Annotated in this window: 10 protein-coding genes; all 10 read left to right on the plus strand. The window is 70.6% G+C overall.

The features are described 5' to 3' along the window. Window positions 1-158: 158 nt before the first annotated feature. Complete coding sequence (gene dnaK, locus OG819_RS45435) at window positions 159-2,051, plus strand: molecular chaperone DnaK (RefSeq protein WP_266655238.1); 1,893 nt, start codon at window positions 159-161, stop codon at window positions 2,049-2,051. Window positions 2,052-2,059: 8 nt separating this feature from the next. After that, on the plus strand, window positions 2,060-2,671 hold the full coding sequence (gene grpE, locus OG819_RS45440; RefSeq protein ID WP_266630482.1) for a nucleotide exchange factor GrpE: 612 nt from the start codon (window positions 2,060-2,062) through the stop codon (window positions 2,669-2,671). A gap of 6 nt (window positions 2,672-2,677) precedes the next feature. Continuing rightward, the gene (locus OG819_RS45445) at window positions 2,678-3,631 is read left to right on the plus strand and encodes a J domain-containing protein (protein ID WP_266655240.1); all 954 of its coding nucleotides are present in this window, start codon (window positions 2,678-2,680) and stop codon (window positions 3,629-3,631) included. Further along, window positions 3,628-4,035, plus strand: coding sequence for a chaperone modulator CbpM (locus tag OG819_RS45450; protein WP_266630479.1), 408 nt, complete (start codon window positions 3,628-3,630; stop codon window positions 4,033-4,035). Before OG819_RS45445 ends, OG819_RS45450 begins: the two co-directional genes overlap by 4 nt. Continuing rightward, window positions 4,026-6,665, plus strand: a complete 2,640-nt coding sequence (gene clpB / locus OG819_RS45455) for an ATP-dependent chaperone ClpB (RefSeq protein WP_266655242.1) — start codon at window positions 4,026-4,028, stop codon at window positions 6,663-6,665. The genes OG819_RS45450 and clpB overlap by 10 nt, the downstream gene beginning before the upstream one ends. Further along, complete coding sequence (trxA, locus tag OG819_RS45460; protein ID WP_266630476.1) at window positions 6,662-7,108, plus strand: thioredoxin; 447 nt, start codon at window positions 6,662-6,664, stop codon at window positions 7,106-7,108. The genes clpB and trxA overlap by 4 nt, the downstream gene beginning before the upstream one ends. 5 nt (window positions 7,109-7,113) lie before the next feature. Continuing rightward, window positions 7,114-7,377, plus strand: coding sequence for a UBP-type zinc finger domain-containing protein (locus tag OG819_RS45465; RefSeq protein ID WP_067378125.1), 264 nt, complete (start codon window positions 7,114-7,116; stop codon window positions 7,375-7,377). Further along, complete coding sequence (locus tag OG819_RS45470; protein ID WP_266630473.1) at window positions 7,377-9,164, plus strand: FAD-dependent oxidoreductase; 1,788 nt, start codon at window positions 7,377-7,379, stop codon at window positions 9,162-9,164. Before OG819_RS45465 ends, OG819_RS45470 begins: the two co-directional genes overlap by 1 nt. A gap of 70 nt (window positions 9,165-9,234) precedes the next feature. After that, window positions 9,235-9,762 carry a hypothetical protein gene (locus tag OG819_RS45475; RefSeq protein ID WP_266655244.1) on the plus strand — a complete coding sequence of 176 codons (528 nt, stop codon included), beginning with the start codon at window positions 9,235-9,237 and terminating at the stop codon, window positions 9,760-9,762. A 228-nt stretch (window positions 9,763-9,990) separates the two neighbouring features. Continuing rightward, window positions 9,991-11,499 (plus strand): CoA-acylating methylmalonate-semialdehyde dehydrogenase, encoded by a 1,509-nt coding sequence (locus tag OG819_RS45480; protein WP_266630469.1) that lies wholly within the window; start codon window positions 9,991-9,993, stop codon window positions 11,497-11,499. Window positions 11,500-11,520 lie beyond the last annotated feature (21 nt).

Consider the following 11,520-nt stretch of genomic DNA (forward strand, 5'->3'; position numbering starts at 1 on the left):
CTCGCCAGGCGCAGGCGTGGAGCCACCCGGCTCGTCACTCTGGGGAGTGCGCGAGACCCTCCGTGCGCACGGGTGGGAAACCGGCGGAGGTCCCACCCCTACCTGAACGAATGTGATCCGGAGAGTCGACGCGGGCGCCGTACCGGGAGGAGTTCCTCATGGCCAAGGCAGTGGGCATCGACCTGGGCACCACCAACTCGGTGATCGCCGTGTGGGAGGGCGGCGAGCCGTCCGTCGTACCCAACAGCGAGGGCAACCGCACGACACCGTCTGTGGTGGCCTTCACCGACACCGGGGAACGCCTGGTGGGCCAGCTGGCCCGGCGCCAGGCGATCCTCAACCCCAAGGGCACCATCTACTCGGCCAAGCGGTTCATCGGCCGGCACTTCGACGAGATCTCCGACGAGGCCAGGGCGGTGGCGTACGACGTCGTCGAGGGCGACGGCGGGGCGGCCCGCTTCAAGGTGCGCGACAAGCTCTATGCGCCTGAGGAGATCAGCGCACAGGTGCTGCGGAAACTCGCCGACGACGCCTCCAAGCAGCTCGGGGAGCGGGTCACGGAGGCGGTCATCACGGTGCCCGCCTACTTCAACGACGCTCAGCGCACCGCCACCAAGGACGCCGGACGGATCGCGGGACTGGAGGTGCTGCGGATCATCAACGAGCCGACGGCGGCCGCCCTCGCGTACGGCATGGACAAGAAGCAGCACGAGACCGTCCTCGTCTTCGACCTGGGCGGTGGCACCTTCGACGTGAGCATCCTCGACGTCGGCGACGGCGTGGTGGAGGTGCGCTCCACCGCCGGCGACAGCCACCTGGGCGGCGACGACTTCGACCGGCGTCTGGTGGATTACCTCGCGGACGACTTCCAGAAGGCGAACGGCATCGACCTGCGGAAGGACCCGCAGGCGCTGCAACGACTGTTCGAGGCGGCGGAGAAGGCCAAGACCGAGCTGAGTTCGGTGACGCAGACGCAGGTCAGCCTGCCGTTCATCACCGCCGATGCCTCGGGCCCCAAGCACCTCACCGACTCGATCATGCGGTCCACGTTCGAGCAGATCACCGGCGACCTGGTGGAACGTTGCCTGGGACCGGTGCAGCAGGCGATGGCCGACGCCAAGGTCGGCGAGAGCGACATCGACGAGGTCATCCTCGTAGGCGGTTCCACACGTATCCCGGCGGTGCAGGCTCTGGTCCGCCGACTGACCGGCGGCAAGGAACCCAACATGAGCGTCAACCCAGACGAGGTCGTGGCCCTGGGCGCCGCGATCCAGGCCGGGGTGCTCAAGGGCGAGGTCAAGGACGTCCTGCTGCTCGACGTCACACCCTTGTCGCTGGGCGTGGAGACGCGCGGCGGAGTGATGACGAAGATCATCGAGCGGAACACCACCATCCCGGTGCGTCGCAGCGAGACCTTCTCCACCGCCGAGGACAACCAGCCGGCCGTCGATGTGGTGGTCCTCCAGGGCGAGCGCGAGCGGGCCGCCGACAACCGGGTGCTGGGCCGGTTCCAGCTCACCGACATCCGGCCGGCGCCGCGGGGCGAACCGCAGGTCGAGGTCACCTTCGACATCGACGCCAACGGCATCCTCAACGTCAAGGCCCGCGACCGGGACACCGGCAAGGAACAGGGCATCACCATCAGCGAGAGCTCCAACCTGGACCGCAGTGAGGTCGAACGCATGGTCCAGGAGGCCGAGCGCAACCAGGGCCAGGACCATGCACTCCGCGAGGCCGTCGACGCCCGCAACGAACTCGACGCCGTCGCGTACCAGGTCGAGAAGCGCCTCGCCGAACTGGGCGACGCAGCGCCGGCGCACGAGAAGGCACGCGCCGAGATGCTCGTGTCCGACGCCCGGGCGGCGGTCAAGGAAGAGGCGGGCGTGGAGCGCGTGCGGCCCCTGACCTCCGAACTCCAGCAGGTGCTCGCCGGGCTGGCGGCCCATCAGGGCGCCGCTGCCACGGGCGGTCCCGGCCAGGACGCCGCCACCGGCGGTCCCACGAGTGGCGGTGCCGATGACGTCATCGACGCCGAGTTCGACAAGGGCTGAGGCGCGCCATGCCCACCCACCCCCAGGAACCCGGCCGGGCCGGGTCGGATCCGGTCGAACCGGTCCCGGAAGGCGCCGTACGCCCTCCTCGCGGGGATTTGCCGCAACCGGGCCCGCCGACCCGGCCGGAAGCGGCGAACGGCGAGCCGGGGCCCGACGCCGCCGGCCCCGCGCCTGCCGAGGACGAGTACACGACCGCGATCCAGGAACTGGAGGACCGCTGGCGGCGCGCACTCGCCGACCTCGACAACCTTCGCAAGCGTCACGCCAGGGAACTGGAGCGCGAACGGGCGGTCGAGCGGTCCCGCACGGCGGCCGCCTTCCTGCCCGTCCTCGACAACCTCGAACTCGCCCTGACCCACGCCGGCGCCGATCCGGGCGCGATCGTGGAGGGCATCCGGGCCGTGCGCGACCAGGCAGTGAACGTCCTGGAACTGCTCGGCTACCCGCGGCACGCGGAGACCGGCGTCGCCTTCGACCCGGCCCGGCACGAGGTGGTCGGCGTCGTCCAGGACCCAGACGCCCCACCGGGCACGGTCGTCGAGGTGCTGCGCCCCGGCTACGGGGACGGCGAGAGGCAGCTCAGGCCGGCCGCGGTGACCGTCGCGAAGCGGGAGTGACCGGTCATGGCACGGGACTACTACGAGGTGCTGGGCGTGTCGCGGAGCGCGAGCCAGGACGAGATCCAGCAGGCGTATCGCAAACTCGCCCGCAGGTACCACCCCGACGTCAACAAGGACCCCGGGGCGGAGGAGCGTTTCAAGGACCTCAACGAGGCACACAGCGTCCTGTCCGATCCCAAGACCCGGGCCCGCTACGACCGCTTCGGCGAGGACTTCCGCAAGATCCCCGAGGACTTCGACGAACGGGTCGCGGCCGGAGCGGGCGGCGGCTTCCGCGGTCGGAGGACCGCAGGCGGTGGCGGTCCTCGCGTCCGGTACACCACCGGCTTCGGCGACGACTTCGGCGCGGAGGGCATCGATATCGAGGACCTGCTCGGCTCCATGTTCGGAGCCGGCGCCGCCCGAGGCGGCGTCCCCGGAGCGGACCAGGAGGCCGAGCTGCCGCTCACCGTCGAGGAGGCGTACCGAGGCGGCCGTCGCACCGTCACGCTCGCCGGTCCCACCGGGCAGCCGCGGCGGTACGAGGTCGACGTGCCGCCGGGCGTCACCGACGGGCAGCGCATCCGGCTGGCGGGCGAGGGCGGCCGGGGCAGCGGTGACGCCGCCGCGGGCGACCTGTACCTGCGGGTGCGTATCCAGCCCCACCCCCGGTTCCGGCTGGACGGCCGCGACGTGCACGTCCAGGTCCCGGTCGCCCCCTGGGAGGCGGCCCTGGGCGCGACCGTGCCGGTGCCCACGCCCGGCGGCGGCACGGCCAAGGTCACGGTGCCCGCGGGTTCGTCCAGCGGCCGGCGGCTGCGGCTGCGTGGCGAGGGCATGCCGAACCCGCGCGGCGCGAACGGCGACCTGTACGCCGAGCTCCGGATCATGGTGCCGCCCAAGCTCAGCGACCGGGAGCGCGAACTGTTCGAGGAGCTCGCCGCCACCTCCTCGTACGACCCCAGGAGGACGCGATGAACGACCGACCCGCGGGAGCGGCAGGCATCGGCCGGGCCGGCGTGGGCAACCGTCCGGTACGAACGGGCGCCGACCTCACCGCCTCGTCGGCTGTCCGGTACCCGCTCGTGCCCGCCCCCAGGCTCTCCCTCAACGCCGTGGCCCGTCGCTCGGGCCTCCACCCCGATCTGATCCGCCGATTCGTCGCCCTCGGCCTGATCGACACCGAACGCGACGCCGCGGGGCGCCTGGTGTTCGGCCCCACGGCCCCGGCGGTCCTTGCCCGCATCCAGCGGCTGCGCACCGGACTCTGCCTCAACTACGCATCCATCGGCCTGGTGCTCGACCTGCTCGACCGCATCAGCCTGCTCGAAGCCGCCCTGCGCGGCCGCGGCATGAGGAGTGAAACACCCCCATGGACATGAACCGTCTCACCCAGAAGTCCCAGGAAGCCCTCCAGGAGGCCCAGACCGCGGCCGGCCGCATGGGGCACACCGAGGTCGACGGGGAACACCTGCTGCTCGCACTTCTCGATCAGGAGGACGGTCTGATCCCGCGGTTGCTGCAACAGGCCGGCACCGAGCCGAAGGAACTGCGCGCGGCCGTGCGCGAGGAACTCTCCCGCCGCCCGAAGGTCACCGGCCCCGGCGCGGCACCCGGCCAGGTCTTCGTCACCCAGCGCCTCGCCCACCTGCTCGACGCCGCCGAACGGGAGGCCAAACGCCTCAAGGACGAGTACGTGTCCGTGGAACACCTCCTGCTCGCCCTGGCTGAGGAGAGCTCTTCAACCGCCGCCGGGCGACTGCTCAAACAGGCCGGCATCACCAGGGACTCGTTCCTGAGCGCGCTCACCCAGGTCCGCGGCAACCAGCGCGTCACCTCCGCCAACCCTGAAGTGGCCTACGAGGCTCTGGAGAAGTACGGCCGCGACCTGGTCCTCGAGGCTCGGTCCGGGCGGCTGGACCCGGTCATCGGCCGTGACGCGGAGATCCGCCGCGTCACCCAGATCCTCAGCCGCAAGACCAAGAACAACCCCGTCCTCATCGGCGACCCCGGCGTCGGCAAGACCGCCATCGTCGAGGGCCTCGCCCAGCGTATCGTCCGCGGCGATGTCCCCGAGGGCCTGCGCGACAAGACGGTGTTCGCCCTCGACATGGGCTCCCTGGTCGCCGGCGCCAAGTACCGCGGCGAGTTCGAGGAACGCCTCAAGGCCGTGCTGTCCGAGGTGAAGGCCGCCCAAGGGCGCATCCTGCTCTTCGTCGACGAACTCCACACCGTCGTCGGCGCAGGCGCCGCCGAAGGGGCCATGGACGCTGGCAACATGCTCAAGCCGATGCTCGCCCGCGGCGAACTCCACATGATCGGCGCCACCACCCTCGACGAGTACCGCAAGCACATCGAGAAGGACGCCGCCCTCGAACGCCGCTTCCAGCAGGTCCTGGTCGACGAGCCGAGCGTGGAGGACACCATCTCCATCCTGCGCGGACTGCGCGAACGCCTCGAGGTCTTCCACGGCGTGAAGATCCAGGACACCGCGCTGGTCTCCGCGGCCACCCTCAGCCACCGCTACATCTCCGACCGGTTCCTGCCCGACAAGGCCATCGACCTCGTCGACGAGGCGTGCGCCCGGCTGCGTACCGAGATCGACTCGATGCCCGCCGAACTCGACGAGATCACCCGCCGCGTCACCCGCCTGGAGATCGAGGAGGCGGCCCTGTCCAAGGAGACCGACCCCGCCAGCAAAACACGCCTGGAGGAGCTGCGCAGGGAACTGGCCGACCTGCGCGGCGAGGCCGACGCCAAACACGCGCAGTGGGAGGCCGAACGGCAGGCGATCCGCCGCGTGCAGGAACTGCGCCAGGAACTGGAGCAGGTCCGCCACGAGGCAGAGGAGGCCGAACGCGCCTACGACCTCAACCGCGCCGCCGAACTCCGCTACGGCCGACTCCGGGAACTGGAGCGCCGACTCGCCGCAGAAGAGGAGCAACTGGCCGTCAAACAAGGGCAGAACCGGCTGCTGCGCGAGGTCGTCACCGAGGAGGAGATCGCCGAGATCGTCGCCGCCTGGACCGGCATCCCCGTCGCCCGCCTCCAGGAGGGCGAACGCGAGAAACTGCTGCGCCTCGACGAGATCCTGCGCGAGCGCGTCATCGGCCAGGACGAAGCCGTCAAACTCGTCACCGACGCCATCATCCGCGCCCGCTCCGGCATCCGCGACCCTCGCCGCCCCATCGGCTCGTTCATCTTCCTCGGCCCCACCGGCGTCGGGAAGACCGAGCTGGCCAAGACCCTCGCCCGGACTCTGTTCGACTCCGAGGAGAACATGGTCCGCCTCGACATGAGCGAGTACCAGGAGCGGCACACCGTCAGCCGGCTCATGGGCGCACCGCCCGGATACGTCGGCTACGAGGAAGGCGGCCAGCTCACCGAGGCCGTACGCCGCAAGCCGTACTCGGTCGTGCTGTTCGACGAGATCGAGAAGGCGCACACCGATGTCTTCAACACCCTGCTGCAGATCCTCGACGACGGCCGCATCACCGACGCCCAGGGCCGCACCGTCGACTTCCGCAACACCGTGATCATCATGACGTCCAACATCGGCTCCGAGCACCTCCTCGACGGCGCCACCGCCGAAGGTGAGATCAAGCCCGACGCCCGCGCCCTGGTGATGGGCGAGCTGCGCGGGCACTTCCGCCCGGAGTTCCTCAACCGCGTCGACGACATCGTGCTGTTCAAACCGCTCGGCGAGCGGCAGATCGAGCGGATCGTGGAGCTGCAGTTCGACGAACTGCGGCAGCGGCTCGCCGAACGCCGCATCACCGTCGAACTCACCGCCGCTGCCCGGGAAGTGATCGCCCACCAAGGCTACGACCCGGTGTACGGGGCCCGGCCGCTGCGGCGTTACATCTCCCACGAGGTCGAGACACTGGTCGGACGCGCCCTGCTGCGCGGCGACGTCCAGGACGGCGCGACGGTCCGCGTCGACGCCGAGCACGCAGAGCTGGTGGTCACCTACGACCAGCCCGGGGACGTGAAGGGAGCGAGGGCGGCATGAGTACCTTGCAAGCCACCAACGTCACCTGCCCGCACTGCGGGCGCGCCAACCGGGTACCCGTGGCCGCCGAGGGCCGCCCCAGGTGCGGCAACTGCAAGCAGCCCCTACCGTGGATGGCCGACGCGAGCGACGACAACTTCACCGAGGTCGTCGAGCAGGCCACCGTGCCCGTCGTCGTCGACCTGTGGGCCACCTGGTGCGGCCCCTGCCGCATGGTCAGCCCCGCGCTGGAGAAGGTCGCCACCGACCTCGCCGGCCGCATCAAACTCGTCAAGGTCGACATCGACAAGAACCCGCGGCTGTCGCAGCGTTTCGAGGTACAGGCGGTACCGACACTGCTCGTCCTCGACCAGGGCGAGACGGTCGCCCGGCAGGCGGGGGCGGCACCCGCCCCCGCTCTGCGCCAGTGGGTGGAACAGTCGATCACGGCCCGGGAAGGGTGATCCGGATGACCCTGCACGCAGACCCCCACCTCGCGCTTGTCCGGCCGGTCCAGCCGCTGACCCCAGAAGGGTGTCAGGAGTGTCTGCTGCTCGGCTCCCCGTGGGTCCACCTGAGGCTCTGCCTGACCTGCGGGCACGTCGGCTGCTGCGACTCCTCGCCGAACAAGCACGCGCGTAGGCACGCAGCTGCCGACGCCCATCCGATCGTGCAGTCGTTCCAGCCCGGCGAGGAATGGCGCTGGTGCTACGTTCACGAGGCGTTCGTCTGATGTCCGGCGACCAGCCGCTGCCGGGCGGAGAACCGGTGCCGGAGGAAGCGGACGAGGCCGTCTTCTGGGAGACCCCGGACATCTACGGCGCGTATCCGCGCCTTACGGAAGACCAGATAGCACGTCTGGCGGAGCACGGGCAACGCCGGAGCATGGCTCCGAACGACGTGCTGATCCAGGAGGGGGAGCGCTGCGAGACGTTCTTCGTCGTCCTCAGCGGTACCGTCGCCGTCGTCGAGGACTACGGCACTCCCGCGGAACACGTGCTGCGCGTACACGGCCCCGGTCGCTTCATCGGCGAACTCGGGCTGCTGCACGGACAGGTGGCCTTCTACACCGCTGTCGCCAGGGACCCGGGCGAGGTCCTCGTCGTCTCCTTGGCCCAATTGCGCCACCTGGTGTCCCAGGACTCCACCATCGGGGACCTCGTGCTGCGCGCCTGTCTGGGCCGTCGCGCGCTGCTCGTCGGACAGGGCGCCGGCTTCCGCATCATCGGCTCGCGCTACTCGCCCGACACCCGGCGGCTGCGCGAGTTCGCCATCCGCAACCGGCTGCCGCACCGCTGGATCGACCTGGAGACCGACGAGGAGGCCGAGGACCTGCTGCGCCGCTTCGGCGTCGGCCCGGAGGAGACACCGCTCGTCATCTGGCGGGACACCACCCTGTTGCGCAACCCCAGCAACGCGGAACTGGCCCGGCTCATCGGCCTGCCGTCACTACCCGCCGGAATCCGTCACGGCGACGTCCTCATCGTCGGCTCCGGACCCGCCGGCCTCGCTGCCGCGGTGTACGCCGCCTCCGAGGGCCTGAGCACCACCGTGGTGGAGGCGATGGCCACCGGCGGCCAGGCCGCCACGTCGTCCCGCATCGAGAATCTGCTCGGCTTCCCCGCCGGCATCTCAGGCGCCGAACTCACCGAACGCGCCGTGCTCCAAGCCGACAAGTTCGGCGCCAGGATCAGCATTCCGCTGGAGGCGACCGGTCTCCATCCCAAGGACGAGGACCACTACGTGGTGGCGTTCGCCGACGGCAGCGAGATCGCCGCCCGCGCCGTCGTCCTGGCCACGGGCGCCCGCTACCGCCGGCTCCAGGTGCCCGGCATCGAACGCCTGGAGGGAACGAGCGTCCACTACTCGGCGACCGTCTACGAGGCCCAGCAGTGCCGCACCGACCCGGTGGCCGTCGTCGGCGGAGGCAACTCGGCGGGCCAGGCGGTGCTGTTCCTCGCCGGGTACGCGCCGAAGGTGCACCTGCTGGTCCGAGGACCCAGCCTTGAGGCCAACATGTCCCGCTACCTGGTCGACCAGGTCGAACGCCATCCGCGGGTGGAGGTCATGCTGCACACCGAGGTCACCGAGGTCATCGGCCAGGAGGTGCTGGAGGGGCTCGACGTGGTCGACAACCGCACGGGCGGGCACCGCCGACTCGCGGTACGGGGCCTGTTCGTCTTCACCGGCGCCGACCCCCACACCGAGTGGCTCGCCGGCATCATCGCCCTCGACTCCCGCGGCTTCGTCCTCACCGGCCCGGAGGCCCAGGAAGCCTGCGCCTACCCCGAGGTGTGGCACGGCCGCGGGCGCTCGTGCATGACCCTGGAGACCAGCCTGCCCGGGGTCTTCGCGGTAGGGGACGTCCGTAGCGGCTCGGTAAAGCGGGTGGCCTCCGCGGTCGGCGAAGGCGCGATGAGTATCCACTTCGTGCACCGCTACCTGGGCCGCACGGCCGCGCACGGCGGCACCGACAGCTCACCGCACACCCGTCCGAAGGAGTCCGCTTGGCTCGCATGACGCCCAGGAGCTGCGGGACCTGCGGGATCTGACGCGGTCACGGACACCGATGACGCAGGAACGGGCTCGGATGATCCAGCGACTGGAGAAGGTGCTCCAGGACGCCGGGATCAAGCTGGCATCGGTGGCCTCCCAGGCGTACTCGAAGTCCGCGCGGGCGATCCTGGACGCACTGGTGGAGGGAGAGCGCGATCCAAAGGTCCTGGCCTCGCTGGTCAAGGGCCGCTTGCGGTCCACAAGGGAGAGGCTGGAGGAGGCACTCGGGCACCGTTTCCGCGTCGAACACCGCGGGGTACTCGCCCGCCGACTGCTGGCGGCCGAGATCGGCCTGGACATGTCGATCTTCCCCTCCTCCGGGCACCTTGCCTCCTGGGCGGGTCTGCCCGGGCAACAACGCCTCGGACGGCAAACGGCGCTCGGGTCGCACCCGGCGGGGGGCCAGGTTCAGAGACTGCCGACACAATCGGGGCGGCGCCGACCAGAGAACCTGTCGAGACCGGCGACGCGATGCCCGCCGTCGCCGCGTCCGACTCACCTGGACCGACAGCAGAACCGAGCCCAGCAAGTGACAACGACCAGGTCTGCCGACACCCAGTGATCCACGCCACGACAGTGTGGGACCTGAGGGAGGCACTTCGAGCCCTGACGCTCCGAAGCGCCTGTGCGTGCGGATCAGAACGGTAGCTTCGATATCAGCAGTCAGGCCTCCCGGCATGGGAGGCGTGCCCGCGGCCGAGGCCGCGGACCGTCCGGCTGAAGTCCAGGCCCGTGAGGTGAACGACAGGAACCTCACTGCCCGCCGCCCACCTTTGAAGGAGTTCCGCCGATGAAGACCGTCACCCACTGGATCGGTGGCAAGCCCTTCGGAGGCGCCGCGGGCGCCTCCGGCACCTGGGGCCCTGTGACCGACCCCGCGACCGGAGAGGTCACCGCACAGGTCGCGATGGCAGGCGCCGACGAGGTCGACGCCGCGGTCGCCGCGGCGAAGGAGGCCTATGCCACCTGGCGCACGTCCTCGCTCGCCCAGCGGATCGCGATCCTCTTCCGCTACCGGGAGCTGCTGAACGCGCGCCGCGACGACCTCGCCGCGCTGATCACCGCCGAGCAGGGCAAGGTCCACGCGGACGCGCTGGGCGAGGTGGCCCGGGGCCTGGAGATCGTCGAACTGGCCTGCGGGCTCGGCATGGCGCTCAAGGGCGACACGTCCACGGAGGTCTCGAGCAACGTCGACGTGGCGTCGATCCGCCAGCCGCTCGGCGTGATCGTCGGCATCTCACCGTTCAACTTCCCCGCGATGATCAGCATGTGGATGTTCCCCATGGCGATCGCCTGCGGGAACACCTTCGTCCACAAGCCGAGCAGCAAGGCCCCCTCCGCGTCCATGCTCCTCGCGGAACTCGCGGCCGAGGCCGGCGTGCCCGACGGTGTGCTCAACATCGTGCACGGCGACGAGGTCGCGGTGAACGCGCTGCTCGACCACCCGGACGTGGCGGCCGTGTCGTTCGTGGGCTCCACGCCGGTCGCCCGCCACGTCTACACCAGGGCGTCCGCCGCCGGCAAGCGTGTCCAGGCCCTCGGCGAAGCGAAGAACCACATGCTGGTGCTGCCCGACGCCGACCTCGACGCGGCGGCCGAGGCCGCCGTGACGGCCGCCTACGGCTCCGCGGGCCAGCGCTGCATGGCGGTCTCCGTGGTGGTCGCGGTCGGCTCGGCGGGCGACCCGCTGGTGTCCCGGATCGCCGAGCGGGCCAAGAAGGTCAAGATCGGCCCGGGCAACGACCCGACGTCCGAGATGGGCCCGCTCATCACCAAGGCGCACCGCGACCAGGTCGCGGACTACGTCGCGGGCGCGGCCGCCCAGGGCGCCGACGTCGTACTGGACGGCAGGGACTTCACCGTCGAGGGCCTGGAGAACGGGCACTGGATGGGTGTCTCGCTCCTCGACAAGGTCCGCACGGGCTCGGACGTCCACCGCAACGAGATCTTCGGCCCCGTCCTGTGCGTGCTCCGCGCGGAGACCTACGAGGAGGCCATGGAGATCATCAACGGCTCCCCGTTCGGCAACGCCAGCTCGATCTTCACCCGCGACGGCGGCGCGGCCCGCCGGTTCCAGCTGGAGGTCGAGACCGGCATGGTCGGCGTGAACGTGCCGATGCCGGTGCCGGTGGGCTACCACTCCTTCGGCGGCTGGAAGGACTCGGCCTTCGGCGACCACCGCATGTACGGCAGCGAAGCCGTCCACTTCTACACGCGCGGCAAGGTCATCACGAGCCGCTGGCCGGACCCGGCCGAGGTGGCGGCCGGTCCGGACCTGGGCTTCCCCGCGTCCCGCTGACCGCCCCAGGCCCGCCCGCGC

It is taken from the genome of Streptomyces sp. NBC_01549 (genome assembly GCF_026339955.1).
In the GTDB taxonomy this organism is placed as follows: domain Bacteria; phylum Actinomycetota; class Actinomycetes; order Streptomycetales; family Streptomycetaceae; genus Streptomyces.